The sequence below is a fragment of the Enterobacter sp. MALB-1 genome, assembly GCF_041021625.1.
GTDB classification, from domain to species: Bacteria; Pseudomonadota; Gammaproteobacteria; order Enterobacterales; family Enterobacteriaceae; genus Enterobacter; species Enterobacter oligotrophicus.
In genome coordinates this window covers 48,267-68,956 of the sequence record NZ_JBDPJL010000003.1, presented here as the reverse complement: position 1 = coordinate 68,956, position 20,690 = coordinate 48,267, and the positions used below count along the sequence as shown (strand labels likewise).

Sequence of the window (20,690 nt, the reverse complement as noted above, 5' to 3'; positions counted from 1 at the left end):
CAATGCTGGTCGAACTTGGTCTTCGGGTCTATGAAGCGCAAATGGAAAGAAAAGAGTCTTCCTTTAATCAGGCGCTCTATAATAAAACTATCCTTGAAAATGTAATGAAAACTCAATTTATTGTCAGCAAGCTGCTGGCGATGGAGTCGCTGAGTCCACATCTCGCAGGAAATGAAAAATTTGATTTCAGGGATATGGTTACGTGTATACGTGAAGATGTGCAACAGATTGTTGAAAAATTCTTCCCACAGGAGGAAGAGTCTCAAGATAATTAGCTGAAAATGTTTGATAAATAGGATTTAGATCTGCTGTTTTTGAGTGACTTTGTCGTCAGTAATTGATATATTTTATGCAGACATAAGTAAAATTTGATGCCCGCCATTCAATTTGGTGGGTCGCCGGTACACCGGGCTAGACCCCCGGGTGTACCGACTATACACAGAAACCTTCAGAGGAGGCTTCAATGCACCCGCGCGATCCTAGAGATCTCTCCGAACCAAGTCAATCATTAGATGATATTGTGAAGCGTTTTGATGCGCTTTATAAGTGCTCGCCTTTGCCTTTTTGCATTCGAGATCAATCCAGAAACACCATATATAAAAACGATGCATATTTAGATTTCTTCCACCCATTATCTAAGTGTTTTTCAGGTGTCAGTTTTGATCCTGATGAAGTTGAGCTTGATTTGTCGACAATTGAGTTAGAGGCCTTTGTTATGGGGCCGGACACAGCTATTTGTAGAACTTTTAATTTGAATGGTGAGTTTTACCAGTTACGTGTTGAAATTCGCATTCTAAATAAAGAATTATATGCTTTCTGGTTTATTAATTACTTCCCGGATTATCAAGCTTTATTCAATACTTCGAATAGGATAAAAAATGATGACTTTGATTTTGATATTTTCCTTTCGGGGTTGACAAATAAGAAAATGATTACGTTGTGTTTTTCAATTCTTGGCTTTCAACTTCATACAATGGCGCAATATTTAGGTGTTTCTGAAAAAGCAATTTCAAGCAGACTTTCTAGTGTGAAGAATGAACTTGCAAAATATTTTACTGATTATGATGACTTCAGATTCTACTGCATGAGAATGGACGTATACAGAAAGGTGAGAATGGTTGTCCTTAAAGTTTTGAATGTTAAATTTATGTAAAAAATATAGTGGAATTTTTCGCGTATTGAATAAATTGTATTCAATGTGTCACTATCCTGACGCAGGAATATGTTGAGAGGGAAAACATGATTAGACGTCACAGGCTTCGTGGCCCAACGGTAACTATGTCGATCTACCTTGACCCACAAACCGATCTTCTTATTTTGAAGGCGAAGGACAGAAGTGGTCGTTCTAAATCAGCTGAAGCGCTGATTCGGTTACGTGACCACCTGGAAAAATTCCCTGATTTCTATAACTCTGAAATGGCGGAGGTGATCCCAAACAATCTTGAACCCAAGTCACAAAACTAGTTTTTTAGGATTTTTATTTCAACAAATCTATCCGGTGTAATTAAAGGATTAATGAATATGACTGATGTGTCTGTTATTAACGCTGTACCCGCGACCTCTGCAAAGAAAAAATTCAGCAAAGTCGCGTTACTCAAAGCGCTGAAGTTTGCCCTGCCTGTCGCAGCCCTTGCTGCGTTTTTCCCTGAAACGGTTCTGGCCTCGACTGCGGGTAAAGATCTGATGTCCAGCGGCGATGCAACCGTTAAAGGTACATTTGGTAAAGATTCCAGCGTGGTTAAGTGGGTTATTCTTGCAGAAGTCCTGGTAGGGGCCGTGATGTATATGACGACCAAGAACCTCAAGTTCCTGGCGGGCTTTGCGATCCTGTCCGTATTCGTCACGGTAGGTATGTCTGTCGCAGGATACTGATATCCAGCGACAGCCGTTCAGAGCCACTTCCGACTATTAAATTCCGGTTTAATTCTGAATGCCCTTCACGAGCATTCACGGGAGGGCTTTGCCTGTAATCCGGCTGGCAGGTATTTCCATACTGCCAGCTGTACCGGAGACGGAACATATATGGCAGATGAATCTCTCAAAAAATATCGCTTTCCCGAAACCCTGACGAATCAGAGCCGCTGGTTTGGCCTTCCTGTGGATGAACTTATTCCGGCCATTATCTGCCTGGGGTGGGGATTCTGGACCCAGCATTATATTCCCGGAATTATCGCTGCCGTACTGGCCTATCTTGGAATTAAAAAGCTCAAGAAAGGGCGGGGCAGTTCATGGCTGCGGGACCTGGTCTACTGGTATATGCCGACCTCACTGCTGAGGGGGATTTTTCATGATGTACCCGACTCATGCTACCGCCAGTGGATTAAATAGACAGGAATAATCAGATGGAACACGGAGCACGATTAAGTACACAGCGGGTTATTGCCATCGGCTTTATTGCCATGGGGGTGGTTATTCTGGGAAGTATCACCACCAATGTTATTCAGGCCGTCAACAACTACCGTCTTCAGAATGAGCAGAAGTCTATCGTCACGCCAATGCTTTTCAACGCGCCGTTTGCCGTGTCGCAGAACCAGGCGGATGCCTCCTACCTGCAGCAGATGGCCCTGTCGCTTATCGCCCTTCGCCTGAATGTTACCCCGGAAACCGTTGATGCCTCTCATGAGCAGCTGCTGGCCTATGTCAAACCCGCAGCGCAGAACGAGCTGAAAATCCGGCTTGCTGAGGATGCGAAGCGCATTAAGGACAACAACGTTAACTCGTCTTTCTATATGACCAGCGTGAAGGTTTATCCGGCAAGCAGCCGCGTGGACGTGCGGGGCCAGCTGAAGACCTGGATAGGCGACTCGAAACCGTATCCCGAGCTGAAACAGTACGTTCTCAAGTTCGAGCGTGAGGACGGCATCAGCTGGCTCAGTCACTTCGGAGAAATCACCGATGAACAAAAATAGTCGCCGTGCGCTGCTGGCGTTGCTGATGCTCGCTTCCGGTCAGACGGTCGCCGCACCCGCTGCGCTCTCTGCCACGATTGTTCCACTGACGAACGGCGGACAGGCCAGCATCGCGGTCAGCAACACCGACCCGAACCTTTTCACGGTCGCAGGTGACCGCGTGACGGCCCTGACCAGCCTCGACGGTGAGCTGACGCGCCAGGAACAAACGGCAAGCGGCGGTGTGATTGTCAGCACCCTCAACAAGAAGCCTTTCACGTTTATTCTGGAAACCGAACGCGGCCTCAACTTCTCGGTACAGGCTGTGCCGCGTGCGGGCGCGGGGCGAACCATCCGGCTGGTCAGCGAGCTATCCGGTACGGGCGAAGCGGCGCGCACCTGGGAAGAGTCCTCCCCCTACGAGGCCACGCTGGTTTCCCTGAGCCAGCATCTGCTGGGCGGGCAGCTTCCGTCCGGCTGGCAGGCCATTCCCGTCACACATGAATCCCTCAACGCTCCCGCCGGACTATCAGCAGTCCCGGAGCGCGTCTGGGTGGGCAATCACCTTAAGGTGGTGCGCTATCGCGTCACCAACAATACCGGAATGGCCCGCAACATCGCGGAAAGCGACTTCTGGCAGAGCGGCATTCGCGGAGTGCTATTCGGGGAAGCCTCGCGTCAGCTGATGGCGGGTGGCGCCCTGCAGGTCTTCATTATCAGCAGCGGAGGTGCGGCTGATGGCCAGCATTAATTCAGTGGTGAAGCGCAAGCAGTTTATCTGGCTGGGTATCGTGCTGGCGACCGTGGGCGTGGTGGGCGGCGGCGGCTGGTATCTGGCGGATGCACGCTACGAGGGCAGCAGCGATGCGGCAGCCGCCGGCGAGCCTGCGCCCGATATGACCGGCGTGGTGGACAGCACCTTTGACCAGAAGGTGCAGCAGCATGCCACGACCGAGATGCAGGCTACCGCCTCCGAAATGCAGAAGCAGTATGCCGAAATGCGCCGCGAGCTTGAGCTGCTCAGCAAGGGGCAGGCAGGCTACCAGCACCAGATTGACAAGCTTAACCAGGACAATGCGGCGCTTTCCGCTCAGGTCAGCGCGCTGGGGGCAAAACCCGTCACCGCATCGGGTGAGCCGGCCCCGCAGCCGCCAGTGCCTGCGCCGGGGCCTGAAGGTGAGCCGCAGCCGGCCGGTTTCCCGCCACAGACGGGGGCCGTCCCGCCGCCGACCGCGTTCTATCCGGGTAACGGCGTCACGCCGCCGGCGCAGGTACAGTACCAGCCCATCCCCGTACCCAACCAGCTGCGCCGGCAGTCTTTTGCCCGCAGCGACGAGAGCAAAGGTCCGTCCCTGCCGTACATCCCGTCGGGCAGCTTTGCCAAATCGATGCTGATTGAGGGGGCTGACGCCAACGCCTCCGTAACCGGTAACGAGTCCACGGTGCCGATGCAGCTGCGCATTACCGGCAGGGTGGAAATGCCCAACAGCAAAAGCTACGACCTCACCGGCTGCTTCATTGGGCTTGAGGCCTGGGGCGACGTGTCCAGCGAGCGCGCCATCGTACGCACCCGCAACATCAGCTGCCTGAAGCACGGCGTCACCATCGACCAGCCCATTGCCGGACACGTGAGCTTCCGGGGTAAAAACGGCATCAAGGGTGAGGTGGTGATGCGAAACGGCAAAATCCTCGGCTGGGCATGGGGCGCGGGTTTTGTTGACGGCATCGGTCAGGGCGTGCAGACCGCGTCCCAGCCTTCGGTCGGACTCGGCGCCACGGCATCCCTCGGCGCGGGTGACGTGATGAAGATGGGGATTGGCGGAGGTGCCTCCAAAGCCGCTCAGACCCTCAGCGACTACTACATCAAACGCGCAGAGCAGTACCACCCCGTCATCCCGATTGGGGCGGGTAACGAAGTGACCGTTGTCTTTCAGGACGGTTTTCAGCTGAAAACCATTGAAGAGCTGGCGCTCGATAATGACAGACGCAAAGCGGAGAGCGATGAACGCAGTCCGGTTCCGCCGCCGTCAGTCCCGCAGGGCGGCATGAACGGGTTCAGTACCGACCAGATGCTCAACCAGCTGGGCAGGCTTAACCAGAGCCAGTTTATGCCGAAGGCCGACTCACAATAACCCCACGTAAAGGAACCGCAAATGAACAAGACAGTGCCTGTTGCGCTCACGCTGGCCAGTCTCCTGACGCTGTCGGGATGTGCCGGTACAACGAGCGATTTTGAGTGTAACGCGACGACATCCGACACCTGCATGACCATCGAGCAGGCCAATGAGAAAGCCAAACGACTGGAGGAGGCCAGCACGGTAAAGTCGGGTGCGACATCGCTGCCGCGCCTGGCTGAGGGTAATTTCCGGACCCGGTCCGTGCAGCCCCTCACGCTGGCGGCTGAACCGGTGCATGCCATCGCATCCAGAAATACACCGCTGACGGGCGCGCCAACTCTCCCCCGCCCGCAGCCGCACTCAGCCTCACGGGCGCCGCTCTCCACGGTCACGCCGGTTATTGCGCCGCCGCCAGGGCGCGAGTCCATCGTGGACCCGAGGCCGCTTCGCGTCGGTGAAAAGACGGCCGGGCTGTGGATCGCGCCCTATATCGATACGCAGGACGTTTATCACCAGCCGACGCGGGTGTTTTTTGTTGTGAAACCCTCAGCGTGGGGAACCCCGCGCGTTAACTGAATCCTGAACCGCCACCGCGTGTGGCGCCCATTTTAACAATCCGTCGTTATCACGCGTGCCCTGAAACGTGAAAAGGGATGGGCGGTAGCGTGTCCGGACAGTGTGAGCAGGGAGCGTTGATGGCAGACGAACTCGATCTCCTGCAGGAGCAGGACGAATTGCTGAACCAGCTTCATATACAGGCCGCGAGGCAGCGGTCCTGCCTGGAGGGCAAAAGCCGTAAACGGTGCGAATGCTGTGGCAATCGCATCCCCCTCAGGCGGCAGCAGGCCATCCCGGGCGTACGTACCTGTACGGAATGCCAGCGGGCTTTTGAAATACGACAAAAACAGTATCTGAGGTGACCGATGGGAAGAAGAAAAACCAATGTGATGGTCGTGGGGAAAACTGGTAGCGGTAAGACAGCCATCAGCGTTGATGTTATGCGGATCTTTTTATCAGAACGACAACTCCGCGACTGGCGTGAACTGCGCAAAGACATTCAGAACGATGGCAAAAAACCAGGAGACGAACATCATGACAACCAGGGATAACGCTGGTCCGGGGAAAACCCGTCACCTTAACGATATTACGGCCTGCTGCGAGGCGCAGGGGATGCGTGTCATCTGTGTTAATGCCGCAGAGCGCGACTTCTGGCTTTCAGCGTCTCAGCAGAGCGCTCCCGCCCTCGACGGGAAGGCTGGGATTTCTCAACACATAATGCAACGCCAGCGTGGGCACTGTCTGTTCCTGGGTAAAGCAGGCTCAGGTATGAGCGTAACAAAACAGCAGATGACCCGGTTTTTCCTGGCGAAGTCTGACGTCAGCCGGATTAAAGCGCTGTACAGCGGAGAGGACGGGGAGAGGCTGGCGGAGGCTATCAGAAACAACTGCAGCGTCTGGTTTCCGCTGAATCCCGGAGGTGACGGGAATGATGCTTAAGCTTCTGTCCGTCCTGCTGTATTGCCTTCGATGGCTTGCCTGGGCTTTTCACTATCTGATTGTCTGGCCTGCCGCCACGCTGATGCTGCTGGTTGCCATGCTTTCGTGGATGGAGAACACCACGCCCGGAGAGGCGATGGCGCAGGAAATTATGGCCGTCACGCATAACGTCAGCAGTGGCGAGTTTCGTATTGCGGCCTGCCGCGATGAACCTTTAGACCCCTTTATACCTCCAGCCCCGCAGGACAAGTCCTCCGGCCTCACGCCGCATGACGCTCCCTCAGCCGTCTGCCATGACCGGGGCAGCGTCGTCACCGATGCAAAAGGGTATGCCGCGCATATTGACGGTTCCCTGCGGGTGTTTACGGGATTATGGGCAGTACTGGCCATCATATTTGCAGGGCTGGCCTGGTTTCTGGGGATCAGACCATATTTCCCCCGCTACGTGTTTGTCAAAGTTGCAAGTGACGAGGGGTATATCCGCTGTGCTTCATCCCGTCCGGAGCGGGGGATGGGGGTTCCGGCGATTTTTTCGATGAAAAAGCAGCCCGAAAAACACCAGGGATGCGATGTTTATGCATCTCCTGTGTCCTGCGTGACTTACGACAAAAACGCTAAATTCCCCAAAAAGGAGGATGACCGTGAGTAATCCACTGGATACCGTCACCCGCACGGTCAACTCGCTGCTGACGGCGCTGAAGATGCCCGATGCGTCCTCTGAGGCGAACGATGTCCTCGGGCAGATGCGCTTCCCGCAGTTCAGCCGTGTGCTGCCGTACCGCGACTACGATGCGGAAACCGGCCTCTTCATGAACGAGAAGACGATGGGCTTTATGCTGGAGGCGCAGCCCATCAACGGCGCCAACGAAACTATCGTGTCGTCGCTGGAAAACCTGATGCGCACAAAGCTGCCCCGCGAGGTGCCGGTGGCCGTTCACCTGGTGTCCAGCCATCTGGTGGGTCAGGATATCGAGTATGGCCTGCGCGAGCTCTCATGGACGGGGGAAAAGGCCGATACGTTCAACGCCATCACCCGCGCCTACTATCTCAGGGCCGCAGAAGAAGGGTTCCCGCTACCCGATCACCTCAACCTGCCGCTGACCCTGCGTAACTACCGGGTGTACATCTCCTGCTGCGTCCCCCGCAAGCGCGGAAGTAAGGCCAGCGTGATGGAGATGGAAAACCAGGTCAAAATCATCCGCGCCTCACTGCAGGGGGCGCAGATAGCCACCCGCAGCGTGGACGCGGATGCCTTTATCCGCATTGCGGGCGAAATGATTAACCATAACCCGGATGCGCTGTATCCCACCGAACGGGAACTGGACCCGCTCAAGGATCTGAACTACCAGTGCGTGGACGATACCTTTGACCTGAAGGTGAAGGCCGACTACATGACGCTGGGGCTGCGCGGTAACGGTCGCAACAGCACCGCGCGCATCATGAACTTTCAGCTGACCAAAAATCCGGAGCTGGCCTTCCTCTGGAATATGGCCGACAACTACAGCAACCTTCTCAACCCGGAACTGTCCGTTTCGTGCCCGTTTATCCTGACGCTGGTCCTCAGCGTGGAAGACCAGGTAAAGGCGCAGAACGAGGCCAACCTGAAGTTCATGGATCTTGAGAAGAAGTCCAAGACAAGCTATGCCAAGTTCTTCCCGGGCGTGGCGCAGGAGGCAAAAGAGTGGGGCGATCTGCGCCAGCGCCTGTCGTCCGGGCAGTCCTCGCTGGTGAGCTATTTTCTGAACGTGACCCTCTTCTGCCGCGATGACCAGGAAACTGCGCTGAAGGTCGAGCAGGACGTGCTGAACAGCTTTCGCAAAAATGGCTTCGAGCTGATTTCCCCGCGCTTTAACCATATGCGCAATTTTCTCGTGAATCTGCCGTTTATGGCGGGCGGCGGCCTCTTTAAGCAGCTGCGCGAGTCCGGCGTGCTGCAGCGCGCCGAAAGCTTTAATGTCGCCAATCTGATGCCGGTGGTGGCGGACAGCCCGCTGGCCACTTCCGGCCTGCTGGCACCGACCTACCGCAACCAGCTGGCGTTTATCGACCTGTTCAGCCGCGGCATGGGTAACACCAACTTCAATATGGCGGTGTGCGGCACCTCCGGCGCGGGGAAAACCGGGCTTATCCAGCCCCTGATACGCAGCGTCATCGACTCCGGCGGCTTCGCCGTGGTGTTCGACATGGGCGACGGCTACAAGTCACTTTGCGAGAACATGGGCGGGGTCTACCTCGACGGCGAGACGCTGAAGTTTAACCCGTTCGCTAACGTCACCGACGATACCATCGATGAGATGGCCGAACGCCTGCGGGACCAGCTGTCCGTGATGGCCAGCCCCAACGGCAACCTGGACGAGGTGCACGAAGGTCTGCTGCTCAAGGCGGTGAAGGCCACCTGGCTTACGAAGAAAAACCAGGCGCGCATTGACGACGTGGTGGACTACCTGATGATGGCCCGCGACAGCGAGGAGTACAGCGGATCGCCAACCATCCGCAGCCGCCTCGATGAGATGGTGGTGTTGCTGACCCAGTACACCCGCGACGGGGTGTACGGCAGTTACTTTAACTCCGACGAACCGTCCCTGAAGGACGAAGCCCGGATGGTGGTGCTTGAGCTCGGCGGACTGGAGGACAGGCCGTCCCTTCTGGTGGCGGTGATGTTCTCGCTCATTCTCTACATTGAGAACCGCATGTACCGCACGCCGCGCAGCCTGAAGAAGCTCAACGTGATAGACGAAGGCTGGCGCCTGCTGGACTTCAAAAATAACAAGGTCGGGGCGTTTATCGAGAAGGGCTACCGTACCGCCCGTCGCCATACCGGTTCGTACATCACCATTACACAGAACATCGTCGATTTTGACTCGGAAACGGCCTCCAGCGCCGCCCGCGCGGCATGGGGTAACTCGTCCTACAAAATTATCCTCAAGCAGTCCGCCAAAGAGTTCGCCAAGTACAACCAGCTGTACCCGGACCAGTATTCGCAGCTGCAGCGCGACATGATTAAGGGTTTTGGCAGCGCGAAGGACAACTGGTTCAGCAGCTTTATGCTGTCGGTTGAGCACCTGACGTCCTGGCACCGCCTGTTCGTCGATCCGCTCAGCCGGGCAATGTACTCCTCGGACGGTCCGGACTTTGAGTTTCTGCAGCAGCGACGCCGGGAGGGGCTGAGTATTCACGAAGCCGTCTGGGAGCTGGCGTGGAAAAAATCCGGGCCGGAAATGGCCGCGCTGGAGCGCTGGCTTCACGAGCATGAAGGGAAGACCATCTCATGAAAAAACACGTACTCATTAACGCCGCGCTGATTGCCGGCATGCTGGCTGCGAGCGCAGGCGTCAGCTGGCTGGTCTGCCAGCTTAACCGTCCTGTGGTTGTGGCCTTCAACATGAAATCCACGGTGGATGCCTTCTTTGACAGCGCCGGTCGCCGTTCGCTTGACGAGGCGCAGACAAAAGCACTCTCAGACCGCTTTAACGCGTCACTGGAGGCCAGCCTCCGGGACTGGCAGATCCGCCATCGTGCCCTCATCCTTGTCGCACCTGCCGTGGTGCAGGGGGCGCCGGATATCACGCGTGAAATCCAGACTGACGTGGCCCGCCGGATGAAGGAGGGGGCGTGATGCGCGCCCTTGCCCTGGGCCTGACGCTGCTGACCGGCAGCGTGACGGCCGCTGACCTCGGGACGTGGGGCGATCTCTGGCCGGTGGCGGAGCCGGATATGCTGACCGTTATCGAAAGCCGGCTGCAGACGCTGGCGCAGTCCGGCGAGATGGACAAAAAGATGGCGGAGTTTAAGGCGCGCGTGGTGCGCAACAGCCAGCGCCCGCCTGCCGTTGAGGGAATAACCCGCGCGGTGCGCTACGAGCGGCGCTGGTTTGATCCGAGCGTGCGGGTGGACAAGGCGCTTGCCGACGACAGGGGCAACGTGTTTGCTCAGGCCGGGCAGGTCTTTAATCCGCTTGATGTGGTGCCGTTTAACGAAACCCTGCTGTTTATCAACGGCGACGATGCGGAGCAGCTCGCGTGGGTACAGCGACAGAAGCCTGACACCCTGATCACCCGCATCATTCTGGTTCAGGGCAACATTCCGCAGACGTCGGAGAAGCTCGACAGCCGCATTTTCTTCGACCAGAACGGGGTGCTGACCGCCCGGTTCGGCATAAGCCAGGTGCCGGCACGGGTAACGGCGGCACCCAGCGGGAAGCGCCTTCAGGTGGAAATTATTCCGCCCGATATGGAGCAGTATGACGCAGGAGGTGCCCGGTGAAAATGCTGACTGCGTGTCTGTTCGGGCTGCTTCTGTGGGGCAACAGCCCCGTGGCTTCGGCGGACGCCGCCTGCGAAGGGCGTTTCGTCAATCCGATCACCGATATCTGCTGGCGCTGCATGTTTCCCCTGTCGCTCGGCAGCACAAAAGTCACGGGCGGAGATTTACCGGACACGTCCAATCCCGGGAGCCCGATACAGTTTTGTCCAATGCCGCCCCCGGTATTTCAGCGCATCGGCCTGGCAATAGGGTACTGGGAGCCCATGGCCATGACCGATGTGGCGCGTTCTCCAGGCTGCATGGTGAACCTCGGTGGATTCACCATTAACCTGGGGAAAATGGGGATGGGCACCGCAAAAAAGGATGAAAAACAGGTGAACGGCGCGTTCTACCACGTCCACTGGTACAAATATCCGCTGACGTACTGGCTCAACATCATCACCTCCCTCGGGTGCCTGCAGGGCGGCGATCTGGATATCGGATACCTGTCTGAAATCGACCCGACATGGGGGGACAGCGCCCTGACCTCCATTCTGAATCCGGAGGCGGTCATTTTTGCCAACCCCATCGCGCAGGGCGCATGTGCGGCCGACGCGGTGGCCAGTGCAGCAAAAACGTCGGTTGACGCGCTGTTCTGGTGCGCCGGATCGCAGGGGTCAATGTATCCCTTTAACGGCTGGGTGAGCAATGAGTCCAGCCCCCTGCAGTCTTCCGTTCTGGTCAGCGAGCGCATGGCGTTCAAGCTGCACCGTCAGGGGCAGATAATGGAGAGCATCGGGGAGGATAAAAAGGTCTGCTTCGAGTATCCGTCACCCATTATTCCCAAAACGCGCTGGCGCTATCAGATGGTGAATATGTATCCGGACGTGGCGCAGTGCCATCCCTTCGGCCGAACGGTCATGCGCTGGGAAACGGGGCGTAACCCGCCGAATACGAAGAAAAACTACGGCTATCTGCTCTGGCGCAAGCGCAACTGCGTCTTCCTCTGAGAAAAAGGAAACTTCCATGAAAACTCTGTCCAGTCTGACGGCGGCGCTGCTGCTGTCAGCATACTGTTGCACTGCGCTGGCGTCAGGAGCTGATGAGGCGAACCGCGAGTTTATTCGTCAGCAGGAGTCTTTCAGCCAGCAGCTGAGGGGGCAGGACAACGCGCCGCTGCGCCAGATTCTGGAGCAGCAGGTGCGCCAGAACCCTCTTTCAGCAGACGACGCCCGTTTTATCGGGGAGCTGAAACAGCGCCAGCGCGAGGACCTGCAGGATAAACCGACGCACGGCGCGCTCTATTTCGTCTCTTTTGCCATCCCGCAGGCGGGGCTTAAGCGCATGCTGACCGAGGCGCGCCGCTACGACATTCCCGCCACCCTGCGGGGCATGGTCAACAACGACATGAAAACGACGGCAACCGCCGTGATGGCGCTTGTTCAGGACGGTTCAGCCAGCGGTGTTGCCATCGATCCCACCCGCTTTCGTGAGTACGGGATCACCAGCGTGCCGTCCCTGGTGGTGTACTGCGAGGCGGGCCACGACGTGATTCGCGGCAATCTTCATCTGAAGCAGGCGCTGGAAAAGGTGGTGGAGAAGGGCGAGTGCAGGGATGAGGCGCAACAGCTGCTTAGTAAAGGAGAGGCCCGATGAAAAGAGCAATACTGATGCCGGTGCTGGCCATTGCCACCACGATGGCGGGCGTAAATGCATTTGCCGATGCTGACGCGCAGTACAGAGCGGGGGCTGATTTTGCCCGTCAGGTACAGGGGCAGGGGGAGAGCAGCCTGAAAAACTTTAACCCCTCAGCGTCTATCCCCAACTATACCGCCTCGCCCGGTGAGAAGAAGTACTATGGCGGCGTGACGGCGACCGGTGATGGTGCGCTGAAAGCGGACGGTACCACGGGCTGGACTACTAATGAGGCCACAAAGGCCGTCACCGACTCGTTTGTTAACAACCCGAAGGAGCCCATTTCACCCGACGCGCCGTTTATTAAGGCCAGCCAGGATGTCCAGTCCCGCGCCGATACCATCATCGGCAAAACGGGGCAGACGCAGTGCGAAGCGCAGAACATCAGCCGCAGCGAGTTCACCAACTATACCTGTGAGCGCGACCTGCTGGTTGAGCAGGCCTGTACGCGCACGGCCAGCATTACCGGCCACTACGAAAACACCACGGTGACGCGCACCTACACGGTGCCCAACAGCGACTTTACCTATACATACGACGGCAACAAGACGGTGAACTTCAGCTTCCGAGCGCCTGCAACCGGTACCGTGCTGAGCGCGTCGGTTGCCGTCCATTTTAATGACAAAAATATGTACTACGGCTTCTCGTGGTGGGGCGTAAATGCGGATTCTGTGGCTAAAAGGGATAACGGATGGGCGCTGCCCGGTGCCGCGGGGGCTGCGCTGACCGCAGGACAGTACTCTCCACAGGGGGCTATGCTCAACAAAAACTGCCTGAGCGGTAAACAATCCCGCTGTCGGGAATATGCTCAGAAGACGCTGTCCTGGATGCAGGGCGGTACGCAGGCCTGGATGACCGCCACCCTGACCATGCAGGTGACGGACAAAAAATGGGTGCCGGACGTGGTCTGGAACGAATCCTGCCCGTTCAGCAAGAGCGAAGGTACGCTCAAAAAGACCGAATGTATTGAGCCGGGGAGCACAAAAACGGTGGTGGTTGACGGGGTGTCATACCCGGTCACGCAGGCTTGCTGGAAGTACAAAGACACGTATATGACCCAGGCTGCTGACAATGGCACCTGCAAAACCTACATGGACAATCCGGCCTGTACGCTTGCCTCACGCACCTGCGCCTTCACGGCAGAAGACGGCAGCGGCTGCCTGCATGAATACGCGACGTACTCCTGTGAAACGCGTACTTCCGGTCAGGTGATGATATGCGGCGGCGACACCTTCTGTCTTGATGGTGACTGTGAGCGGGCGCAGAACGGTAAAAACAACGATTTTGCACCTGTCGTTTCGGCACTCGCCGCGCTGGCCGCTGCGGGCAAGGACGTGGCCGCCATTAACAGCGTTAACGTGCGCGCCTTTACCGGCAGCGCGAAGTTCTGCAAGAAGTTTGCGGCAGGATTCAGCAACTGCTGTAAAGACGGCGGCTGGGGCCAGGACGTCGGGCTTGCCAGGTGCAGCAGCGAGGAGAAAGCGCTGGGCAAGGCCAAAGAGAATAAGCTCACGGTCAGTATCGGTGAGTTCTGTTCAAAAAAAGTGCTCGGCGTCTGTCTCGAGAAAAAGCGCAGCTACTGTCAGTTTGACTCAAAGCTTGCCCAGATAGTGCAGCAGCAGGGACGTAACGGTCAGCTTCACATCGGCTTTGGCAAGGCCAGCAGCCCGGACTGTCGCGGCATCACCCAGACCGAACTGCAGCAAATTAATTTTGAAGCGCTCGACTTCTCGAACTTTTTCGACGATCTGCAAAAGAACAAGAAAATCCCGGATAACGACACCCTGACGAAGCGCGTCCGCGAGGAAATCGCCGCGCAGCTGAAGAACAAACAGTAAGCCACTCATTACTCACTCAGGACTCTCCATCATGAAAATTAAAGGATTTACTGGACGCCTTATCATCAGCCTGATTGTCGCCTCACCGGTGCTTTACTGGTGCGGGAATATCGTTGATGAAACATCGCGCATCGATGTGTTTTTTATGGCGCTGATGGTTGCGCTTTTCGTGGCGGGAGTTCTGCTGGCGTGGCTGTTAAACCCGCTTTTCAAACGATAACCGACCTGCTTCGGGATAAGGAAGGTTCCAGTGAAAATGAGAAAGACAGCGTTAGCGCTGCTGCTTCTTGGCAGCGTTTTTTCCGCCACAGGAAAAGATGCCGGCTGGCAGTGGTACAACGAATCGCACAGAATGCCGGAGGACGACAAATCCTCTTCAGCACAGCCTCAGCAGGCCTCGCCGGACATCATGGAGAAGCTTGCCACGCTTCAGCAGGCCACGAAGCGCGCCATGTACGAGGCCATTCTGTATCCGGGCGTGGAGAACTTTACCCGCTACTTCCGCCTGCAGAACTACTGGACGCAGCAGGCCGGGCTGTTCTCGATGAGCGCCAAAAAAGCCATGCTCGAGCACCCCGAACTGGACTACAACCTGCAGCACAGCCACTACAACGGTACCGTGCGCAACCAGCTGGCGGCGGACTTTGCCGACCAGCGCCGCGCCATTGAAACGCTGGCTCAGCACTATGGCGTGATGTTCTTCTACCGCGGACAGGACCCGATCGACGGCCAGCTGGTTCAGGTCATTAAAAACTTCCGCGAGACGTATCACCTCAGCGTCATTCCGGTCTCCGTGGACGGTATCGTGAATCCACTCCTGCCGGATACCCGAATGGACGGTGGACAGGCCAGCCGGCTGGGTATTCGTTACTTCCCGGCGCTGATGCTGGCCGACCCTAAAAGCGGGACGGTCAAACCCGTCTCGTATGGCTTTATCAGCCAGGATGACCTGGCGAAGCAGTTCCTCAACGTTTCCACAGATTTTGCCCCCAACTTTTAATACAGGGAGAGTTCGCATGCGCAAATTCCGTTTTCGCCTGCCTGAGTTCGACGTGCCCGGATTATGGGTGCTGAGCCTCGGGATATGGTTTCACATTGTTTCCCGCCTGGTCCGGCGCGAGCCGGAGATGGCCATTCTTCTGGCGCAGATAATCGGCGTCTCGATGGCGCTCTGGGGGGGATACCGCATCATCAACCGCTGGATAGATGCCGCCCGTGAGGCCGAAGAGGCCCGTGATGCCGGAGGATGCCGACATGAACCTTAGACATACCGCGTTTACCGTGGCGCTCATGACCCTCAGTCTGGCCACACAGGCTTCCACGATGGACGAGATCAAATCGTTATGGCATCCACAGGGGGCGCGAGCGTCGGGATCTCTGCCTACATCCCCGGAAGACCCTGAAGCTAAGCCACTTCCGGCGAAGCAGCCGGTCTGGTACCGCCTAAGCAACGGGCGCCAGGTCAATCTGGCCGACTGGAAGGTCGTGCTGTTTATGCAGGGACACTGCCCGTACTGCCACCAGTTTGATCCGGTCCTGAAGTCGCTGTCGGCACGGGTGGGGTTTGGGGTGATGGCCTACACCATCGACGGTCAGGGGGATGCGTCCTTTCCCGATGCGCTGCCCGCGCCGCCGGAGGTAATGAAAACCTTTTTCCCTAACCTGCCCGTGGCCACGCCAACCACCTTTCTCGTCAACGTAAACACCCTTGAAGCCCTGCCCCTGCTGCAGGGCGCGACCGACGAACAGGGCTTTATGGCCCGCATGGATACGGTCCTTCAGATGCGCGGAGTGGGTAACAATGGCTGATCAGAACAATGCAGAGGAACACGACATGATGACTTCCGGAATGCTTCAGAGAGCTACGACGCCAGAGTTAATCGCGCTCAGGGCACGGAAAGATGACGCACGGTTCGGCGTTTATGCTGAGTGGGCGGGCATATTGCTCATTGCCGGCGTGCTGTCGCGCGTCTTTATGACATACGTTTTCGATGCCTGCGTCGGCGACTGGCTCAGGGACGGTCACCTGCAGCTGAAAGATTTGTGGAACGTGTTGATGTACGCCATTCCACTGATATTTATCGCGCTGAGCGGCGGGCTTGCCGTTGCAGGTGGCGTTTATGCAATCCTGAACTCGCTTTATACGAAAGGGCAAATGTTCATACTAAAACGAAAAATGGGAAAACTCGCCCTGCAGGCGAGTAGGGAGGGTGCCGATGTTCGTCCGTAAACCTCTCTCCATACTGTGTGGTCTCCTTCTTGCGTGTTCAGCGAGCGTGAGTGCCGACGTGAACAGTGACATGAACACCTTCTTTAATAAGCTGGGCTTTGCGTCCAACACCAGCCAGCCACAGGTCTGGCAGGGCCAGGCCGCGGGCTACGCCACGGGCGGCTCACTCTACGCGCGCACGCAGGTGAAAACCGTCCAGCTTATCTCCATGACGTTGCCCGACATCAACGCCGGCTGCGGCGGCATCGATGCCTATCTGGGCTCCTTCAGCTTTATTAACAGCGATCAGCTGCAGCGTTTCGCCAAGCAGATTATGTCCAATGCGGCCGGATACTTCTTCGATCTGGCGCTGCAGACCACGGTACCGGAAATCAAGACCGCAAAAGACTTCCTGCAGAAGATGGCCAGCGACATTAACAGCATGAACCTCAGCTCCTGCCAGGCGGCGCAGGGGATTGTCGGCGGTCTGTTTCCGCGCACCCAGGTCTCCCAGCAGAAGGTCTGCCAGGACATTGCCGGCGAGAGCAACATGTTTGCAGACTGGGCGGCATCCCGGCAGGGCTGCACCGTGGGGGGAAGCATGGATAAGGTCCGTGATAAGGCCAGTGATAAGGATAAAGAGCGCATAACGAAGAATATCAATGTCATCTGGAATGCGCTCGGAAAGAACCGCATGTTTGACGGGAATAAAGAGCTTAAGGAGTTCATCATGACCCTGACCGGAACAATGGTCTTTGATGAGAAGGGTAATATAACCCCGCTTCCGGCAAGAACGACCGATCGCGACCTTATTCGGGCCATGATGGAGGGGGGGACTGCACGGGTGTATCACTGTAATGACAGCGATAAATGTCTGAAGGTGGTTGCCGATGCTAATGTCACGATCAGCCAGAAAAATGCACTGAAAAATCAGATAAAAGACATCCTTTCCAGCATTCAGAATAAAGCCGTTGCCGATCTAAAGTTAACCGAGAAAGAGAAGGGATTTATCACAAGTACTACCATCCCGGTCTTCAAGTACCTGGTTGATCCTCAGATGCTGGGGGTTTCTAACAGCCTCGTTTATCAGCTAACCGATTACATCGGCTACGACATTCTTCTCCAGTACATCCAGGAGCTGGTCCAGCAGGCCCGTGCAATGGTGGCAACGGGAAACTATGACCAGGCGGTTATCGACAGCATCAATAATAACCTCAATGAAGCCACGCGGCAGATAGCCTCCTTCCAGGCACAGGTGCAGGTACAGCAAGATGCGCTTCTGGTTGTTGACCGCCAGATGAGCTACATGCGCCAGCAGGTCTCGGCACGCATGCTGCAGCGCTACCAGAACAACTATCACTTCGGGGGGGCGCGCTGATGCAGGAAATCTATGTCATCGCGGGCGGCGACTGGCTGACGCAGACGTTGAATGCGATCGTCACGTTCATGTCGACGGAGAACTGGGTTGTTATTCGGCGTATTGCGACGGCTTTCTCTGTGCTGGTTGTGGCCATTTCGTGGATACGACGCCACAACATTATGGATATGCTGGGCTGGGCAGGCGTCATTGTGCTGATGTCGCTGCTGGTCAGTGTTCGCACCTCCGTACAAATAATCGATATCAGTAATCAGACAAAGGTCTATAAAGTCGATAACGTGCCCGTCGGGCTGGCACTGCCTGCATCCCTGACCACCAAAATCGGCTATGCCCTTGTTCAGGGGTATGAAATGGTCTTTTCACAGCCCGACAGCATCACCTACAGCAAAACCGGCATGATATTTGGGGCGAATCTGGTTTCACGCAGTACGGACTTTTTATCACAGAACCCAGAGATAACGACGATATTCACGGACTATGTGCAGAACTGCGTGATGGGCGATATTTTCCTGAATGGAAAATATACCATGGAAGAGCTGATGAACAGCGCAGACCCGTACACGCTGATTTTCTCAAAGCCGAGTCCGCTGAGAGGGATATTCAACAACAATAATCAGTTTTTAACCTGTGAAGAAGCCGCTGCGGTAATTAAGCCAAAACTTGCCCTGGATACTCAGACCGGAGGAAAAACCTGGAGTTACTACGTGCGTCAGCTTTTTGGCGGACGTCCGAATCCCGACATTTTGTTCAGCCAGATGATCGGGGACAGCTATAACTATTTCTATGGGGCCGGTCAGAGCGCCGCGTCGATTGTCCGTCAGAATGTGACGATGAACGCGCTGCGAAACGGTATTATGAGCTACGCCGCCCGCAACGGTGATACCTCAAGCCTGCTGAATATCGCCACTACGTCATCGATGGAGAAGCAGCGGCTGGCGCATGCGACGGTCGGCCAGGTGGCATTACGCTCACTTCCTATGTCTCAGACGTTGATTGTCGGTCTGACCATCGGAATATTCCCCCTGATGGTGCTGGGCGGGATGTTTAACGCCGTCACCCTTAATGTGCTGAAGGGGTACGTGCTGGCTATCATGTGGGTGCAGAGCTGGCCACTGCTTTACGCCATCCTCAACAGCTGCATGACCTTCTATGCGAAGGCTAACGGTTCGCCAGTGGTTCTCTCGGAGTTGTCACAGGTGCAGATAAAATACTCAGACCTCGCTACCACGGCAGGCTATCTGTCCATGCTAATCCCACCGCTTGCATGGGGAATGCTGAAGGGACTGGGGGCGGGGTTCTCAAATCTCTACAGCCATCTGGCCTCTTCCGCTATCAGCCCTGCAGCCACTGCTGCCTCTGGTGCTGTTGATGGTAACTATTCTTATGCCAATATGCAGACAGAAAATGTGAGTGGTTTTAACTGGAACACTAACAGCTCAACGATGTTTGGTCAGATGAGTCAGCAACTGGCTAATGGTGCAACCTCAACACAGATGCGTGATGGTAGTACGGTGACTGATTCTACACAGGCTGCTAGCAAAACACCGCTAAATATTAACTTTTCTCGTCAGATCGCGTCCGCTCAACAAGCAATGGCACGTGAAGCGCAGGCTCAATCGGAAAGTGCGTTGCATGGTTATAGTAGTAGCTTAAGCAGTGCATGGAATACGCTCAGCCAGTTTGGTTCAAACCGTGGTAGCAGTGATTCTATGACTAATGGTGCGGACAGTACCATGAGTGCTCAGGATTCTATGATGGCCAGCCGGATGCGTAGCGCGGTGGAAAGCTATGCGAAGGGACACAACATTAGTAACGAGCAAGCGACTCAAGAATTGGCTTCTCGTAGTACTCGCGCTTCCACTGGCCTTTATGGTGACGTTAACGCCAATGGAGGCATTGGTATCAAGGCGTTCGGTACCGGTGGCGGTATCAACTTTAAAGCTGGTGCGAGGGTCGGTGTTGATGGTGAAGATCTAGATTCGCATCAGGCATCCAGTAGCTCCCGATCCAGCCAAGATGCTCGTCATGATGTGGATGCCAGAGCTACCAAAGACTTCAAAGAGGCAAGTGATTATTTCACCAGCCGTAAACTCACTGAGTCTGGTAGCCACACTGATAATAATGCAACTTCCCGTGCTGACCAACTTTCCATAGCTCTGAATTCTGCTAAACAAAGTTACGACCAGTATACAACCAGTCAAGCTCGTAGCCATGAGTATGCAGAAATGGCGTCACGAACAGAAACTATGAGTGGTCAAGTTAATGAAGATCTTAACCAGCAGTTTGCACAATATGTACGCAAAAACTCCCCGCAGGATGCTGACATGATACTTACCAACACTAGTTCACCCGAAGTAGCTGCGCAGCGGCGAGAGATGGCTTGGTCATTTGTTAAGGAGCAGGTTCAACCAGAGGTAGATAATGCCTATTCTGATGCAAAAAGCACGTTGGGTCAGGGAATGACAAATATTTCTGCTGGCGGTGGTAGGCAGGATGTAATGTCGGACTTTGCGACACATAAAGCAACTGTTGAGAAAGCGACCAGCGAGTCGGGTATAAAAGACAATGTTAAGGGAAATGTTGATGGAATGCTGGATCAAACTCGTAATAGTATTTCAGGAGAACAGAGTGATATTCAGAATGCATCCACAGTAATTAATAATCAATATTCTGAACTGGAAAGTAATCATAGGTCTCAAAATCAAAAGCAGGATAATATGTATAATAATGAGAAATCTGCCCAAAAATCAATTCCAGGAGCGGACAGTCCAGAAGAACTTCTGGCAAAAGCAAGAGAGTTGGAGAATAATCAGAAGAAATAGATAG

At 55.5% G+C, this 20,690-nt stretch carries 26 protein-coding genes; all 26 read left to right on the top strand.

Annotated features, from left to right (window positions below; genetic code table 11):
- A partial coding sequence (gene traM, locus ABGB15_RS22260; RefSeq protein ID WP_369064393.1) for a conjugal transfer relaxosome DNA-binding protein TraM occupies window positions 1-275 on the top strand: 275 nt, incomplete at its 5' end.
- 188 nt (window positions 276-463) lie between these two features.
- Window positions 464-1,153 carry a hypothetical protein gene (locus tag ABGB15_RS22255; protein ID WP_063132066.1) on the top strand — a complete coding sequence of 230 codons (690 nt, stop codon included), beginning with the start codon at window positions 464-466 and terminating at the stop codon, window positions 1,151-1,153.
- An 86-nt stretch (window positions 1,154-1,239) separates the two neighbouring features.
- Window positions 1,240-1,464, top strand: a complete 225-nt coding sequence (locus ABGB15_RS22250; protein ID WP_008324165.1) for a TraY domain-containing protein — start codon at window positions 1,240-1,242, stop codon at window positions 1,462-1,464.
- A gap of 57 nt (window positions 1,465-1,521) precedes the next feature.
- Window positions 1,522-1,872 (top strand): type IV conjugative transfer system pilin TraA, encoded by a 351-nt coding sequence (gene traA / locus ABGB15_RS22245; RefSeq protein WP_045379450.1) that lies wholly within the window; start codon window positions 1,522-1,524, stop codon window positions 1,870-1,872.
- A gap of 150 nt (window positions 1,873-2,022) precedes the next feature.
- The gene (traL, locus tag ABGB15_RS22240) at window positions 2,023-2,328 is read left to right on the top strand and encodes a type IV conjugative transfer system protein TraL (protein WP_045911931.1); all 306 of its coding nucleotides are present in this window, start codon (window positions 2,023-2,025) and stop codon (window positions 2,326-2,328) included.
- A gap of 14 nt (window positions 2,329-2,342) precedes the next feature.
- A complete protein-coding gene (gene traE, locus ABGB15_RS22235; RefSeq protein ID WP_025759824.1) occupies window positions 2,343-2,909 on the top strand; it encodes a type IV conjugative transfer system protein TraE in 567 nt (188 codons plus the stop codon).
- Window positions 2,896-3,639, top strand: coding sequence for a type-F conjugative transfer system secretin TraK (gene traK, locus ABGB15_RS22230; protein WP_045911930.1), 744 nt, complete (start codon window positions 2,896-2,898; stop codon window positions 3,637-3,639). Before traE ends, traK begins: the two co-directional genes overlap by 14 nt.
- Window positions 3,626-5,020, top strand: coding sequence for an F-type conjugal transfer pilus assembly protein TraB (gene traB, locus ABGB15_RS22225; protein WP_369064392.1), 1,395 nt, complete (start codon window positions 3,626-3,628; stop codon window positions 5,018-5,020). Before traK ends, traB begins: the two co-directional genes overlap by 14 nt.
- A gap of 21 nt (window positions 5,021-5,041) precedes the next feature.
- Window positions 5,042-5,581 carry a type IV conjugative transfer system lipoprotein TraV gene (gene traV, locus ABGB15_RS22220; protein ID WP_369064391.1) on the top strand — a complete coding sequence of 180 codons (540 nt, stop codon included), beginning with the start codon at window positions 5,042-5,044 and terminating at the stop codon, window positions 5,579-5,581.
- A 119-nt stretch (window positions 5,582-5,700) separates the two neighbouring features.
- Entirely contained in the window at window positions 5,701-5,925 is a 225-nt protein-coding gene (locus ABGB15_RS22215) for a TraR/DksA C4-type zinc finger protein (RefSeq protein ID WP_025759820.1), read from the top strand.
- 3 nt (window positions 5,926-5,928) lie between these two features.
- Entirely contained in the window at window positions 5,929-6,114 is a 186-nt protein-coding gene (locus ABGB15_RS22210) for a hypothetical protein (RefSeq protein WP_369064390.1), read from the top strand.
- Window positions 6,098-6,502, top strand: coding sequence for a hypothetical protein (locus ABGB15_RS22205; protein ID WP_369064389.1), 405 nt, complete (start codon window positions 6,098-6,100; stop codon window positions 6,500-6,502). Before ABGB15_RS22210 ends, ABGB15_RS22205 begins: the two co-directional genes overlap by 17 nt.
- On the top strand, window positions 6,492-7,151 hold the full coding sequence (locus ABGB15_RS22200; RefSeq protein WP_369064388.1) for a conjugal transfer protein TraP: 660 nt from the start codon (window positions 6,492-6,494) through the stop codon (window positions 7,149-7,151). Before ABGB15_RS22205 ends, ABGB15_RS22200 begins: the two co-directional genes overlap by 11 nt.
- Window positions 7,138-9,774 (top strand): type IV secretion system protein TraC, encoded by a 2,637-nt coding sequence (traC, locus tag ABGB15_RS22195; protein WP_369064387.1) that lies wholly within the window; start codon window positions 7,138-7,140, stop codon window positions 9,772-9,774. Before ABGB15_RS22200 ends, traC begins: the two co-directional genes overlap by 14 nt.
- The gene (trbI, locus tag ABGB15_RS22190; protein WP_172689103.1) at window positions 9,771-10,118 is read left to right on the top strand and encodes a type-F conjugative transfer system protein TrbI; all 348 of its coding nucleotides are present in this window, start codon (window positions 9,771-9,773) and stop codon (window positions 10,116-10,118) included. Before traC ends, trbI begins: the two co-directional genes overlap by 4 nt.
- Entirely contained in the window at window positions 10,118-10,765 is a 648-nt protein-coding gene (gene traW, locus ABGB15_RS22185) for a type-F conjugative transfer system protein TraW (RefSeq protein ID WP_060446831.1), read from the top strand. The genes trbI and traW overlap by 1 nt, the downstream gene beginning before the upstream one ends.
- Window positions 10,766-10,767: 2 nt before the next feature.
- Window positions 10,768-11,754 carry a conjugal transfer pilus assembly protein TraU gene (gene traU / locus ABGB15_RS22180; protein WP_369064396.1) on the top strand — a complete coding sequence of 329 codons (987 nt, stop codon included), beginning with the start codon at window positions 10,768-10,770 and terminating at the stop codon, window positions 11,752-11,754.
- A 16-nt stretch (window positions 11,755-11,770) separates the two neighbouring features.
- Window positions 11,771-12,400, top strand: coding sequence for a type-F conjugative transfer system pilin assembly protein TrbC (gene trbC, locus ABGB15_RS22175; RefSeq protein ID WP_369064386.1), 630 nt, complete (start codon window positions 11,771-11,773; stop codon window positions 12,398-12,400).
- Complete coding sequence (gene traN / locus ABGB15_RS22170) at window positions 12,397-14,277, top strand: type-F conjugative transfer system mating-pair stabilization protein TraN (RefSeq protein WP_060446833.1); 1,881 nt, start codon at window positions 12,397-12,399, stop codon at window positions 14,275-14,277. The genes trbC and traN overlap by 4 nt, the downstream gene beginning before the upstream one ends.
- Before the next feature lie 31 nt (window positions 14,278-14,308).
- Window positions 14,309-14,497, top strand: coding sequence for a conjugal transfer protein TrbE (trbE, locus tag ABGB15_RS22165; RefSeq protein ID WP_025759809.1), 189 nt, complete (start codon window positions 14,309-14,311; stop codon window positions 14,495-14,497).
- Between the two features lie 36 nt (window positions 14,498-14,533).
- The gene (gene traF / locus ABGB15_RS22160; RefSeq protein WP_060446849.1) at window positions 14,534-15,277 is read left to right on the top strand and encodes a type-F conjugative transfer system pilin assembly protein TraF; all 744 of its coding nucleotides are present in this window, start codon (window positions 14,534-14,536) and stop codon (window positions 15,275-15,277) included.
- 16 nt (window positions 15,278-15,293) lie between these two features.
- Window positions 15,294-15,542, top strand: a complete 249-nt coding sequence (gene traQ / locus ABGB15_RS22155) for a type-F conjugative transfer system pilin chaperone TraQ (protein WP_369064385.1) — start codon at window positions 15,294-15,296, stop codon at window positions 15,540-15,542.
- Window positions 15,532-16,086 (top strand): type-F conjugative transfer system pilin assembly thiol-disulfide isomerase TrbB, encoded by a 555-nt coding sequence (gene trbB / locus ABGB15_RS22150; RefSeq protein WP_369064384.1) that lies wholly within the window; start codon window positions 15,532-15,534, stop codon window positions 16,084-16,086. The genes traQ and trbB overlap by 11 nt, the downstream gene beginning before the upstream one ends.
- Window positions 16,079-16,507 (top strand): conjugal transfer protein TrbF, encoded by a 429-nt coding sequence (locus ABGB15_RS22145; protein ID WP_369064383.1) that lies wholly within the window; start codon window positions 16,079-16,081, stop codon window positions 16,505-16,507. The genes trbB and ABGB15_RS22145 overlap by 8 nt, the downstream gene beginning before the upstream one ends.
- Window positions 16,494-17,864, top strand: coding sequence for a conjugal transfer pilus assembly protein TraH (traH, locus tag ABGB15_RS22140; RefSeq protein ID WP_016247527.1), 1,371 nt, complete (start codon window positions 16,494-16,496; stop codon window positions 17,862-17,864). Before ABGB15_RS22145 ends, traH begins: the two co-directional genes overlap by 14 nt.
- The gene (traG, locus tag ABGB15_RS22135) at window positions 17,864-20,686 is read left to right on the top strand and encodes a conjugal transfer mating-pair stabilization protein TraG (RefSeq protein ID WP_369064382.1); all 2,823 of its coding nucleotides are present in this window, start codon (window positions 17,864-17,866) and stop codon (window positions 20,684-20,686) included. Before traH ends, traG begins: the two co-directional genes overlap by 1 nt.
- Window positions 20,687-20,690: the final 4 nt, after the last annotated feature.

Coding starts and splice junctions, on each gene's coding strand:
- ABGB15_RS22255 (WP_063132066.1), top strand. CDS start 464: ATGCACCCGCGCGATCCTAGAGATCTCTCCGAACCAAGTCAATCATTA.
- ABGB15_RS22250 (WP_008324165.1), top strand. CDS start 1,240: ATGATTAGACGTCACAGGCTTCGTGGCCCAACGGTAACTATGTCGATC.
- traA (WP_045379450.1), top strand. CDS start 1,522: ATGACTGATGTGTCTGTTATTAACGCTGTACCCGCGACCTCTGCAAAG.
- traL (WP_045911931.1), top strand. CDS start 2,023: ATGGCAGATGAATCTCTCAAAAAATATCGCTTTCCCGAAACCCTGACG.
- traE (WP_025759824.1), top strand. CDS start 2,343: ATGGAACACGGAGCACGATTAAGTACACAGCGGGTTATTGCCATCGGC.
- traK (WP_045911930.1), top strand. CDS start 2,896: ATGAACAAAAATAGTCGCCGTGCGCTGCTGGCGTTGCTGATGCTCGCT.
- traB (WP_369064392.1), top strand. CDS start 3,626: ATGGCCAGCATTAATTCAGTGGTGAAGCGCAAGCAGTTTATCTGGCTG.
- traV (WP_369064391.1), top strand. CDS start 5,042: ATGAACAAGACAGTGCCTGTTGCGCTCACGCTGGCCAGTCTCCTGACG.
- ABGB15_RS22215 (WP_025759820.1), top strand. CDS start 5,701: ATGGCAGACGAACTCGATCTCCTGCAGGAGCAGGACGAATTGCTGAAC.
- ABGB15_RS22210 (WP_369064390.1), top strand. CDS start 5,929: ATGGGAAGAAGAAAAACCAATGTGATGGTCGTGGGGAAAACTGGTAGC.
- ABGB15_RS22205 (WP_369064389.1), top strand. CDS start 6,098: ATGACAACCAGGGATAACGCTGGTCCGGGGAAAACCCGTCACCTTAAC.
- ABGB15_RS22200 (WP_369064388.1), top strand. CDS start 6,492: ATGATGCTTAAGCTTCTGTCCGTCCTGCTGTATTGCCTTCGATGGCTT.
- traC (WP_369064387.1), top strand. CDS start 7,138: ATGACCGTGAGTAATCCACTGGATACCGTCACCCGCACGGTCAACTCG.
- trbI (WP_172689103.1), top strand. CDS start 9,771: ATGAAAAAACACGTACTCATTAACGCCGCGCTGATTGCCGGCATGCTG.
- traW (WP_060446831.1), top strand. CDS start 10,118: ATGCGCGCCCTTGCCCTGGGCCTGACGCTGCTGACCGGCAGCGTGACG.
- traU (WP_369064396.1), top strand. CDS start 10,768: ATGCTGACTGCGTGTCTGTTCGGGCTGCTTCTGTGGGGCAACAGCCCC.
- trbC (WP_369064386.1), top strand. CDS start 11,771: ATGAAAACTCTGTCCAGTCTGACGGCGGCGCTGCTGCTGTCAGCATAC.
- traN (WP_060446833.1), top strand. CDS start 12,397: ATGAAAAGAGCAATACTGATGCCGGTGCTGGCCATTGCCACCACGATG.
- trbE (WP_025759809.1), top strand. CDS start 14,309: ATGAAAATTAAAGGATTTACTGGACGCCTTATCATCAGCCTGATTGTC.
- traF (WP_060446849.1), top strand. CDS start 14,534: ATGAGAAAGACAGCGTTAGCGCTGCTGCTTCTTGGCAGCGTTTTTTCC.
- traQ (WP_369064385.1), top strand. CDS start 15,294: ATGCGCAAATTCCGTTTTCGCCTGCCTGAGTTCGACGTGCCCGGATTA.
- trbB (WP_369064384.1), top strand. CDS start 15,532: ATGAACCTTAGACATACCGCGTTTACCGTGGCGCTCATGACCCTCAGT.
- ABGB15_RS22145 (WP_369064383.1), top strand. CDS start 16,079: ATGGCTGATCAGAACAATGCAGAGGAACACGACATGATGACTTCCGGA.
- traH (WP_016247527.1), top strand. CDS start 16,494: ATGTTCGTCCGTAAACCTCTCTCCATACTGTGTGGTCTCCTTCTTGCG.
- traG (WP_369064382.1), top strand. CDS start 17,864: ATGCAGGAAATCTATGTCATCGCGGGCGGCGACTGGCTGACGCAGACG.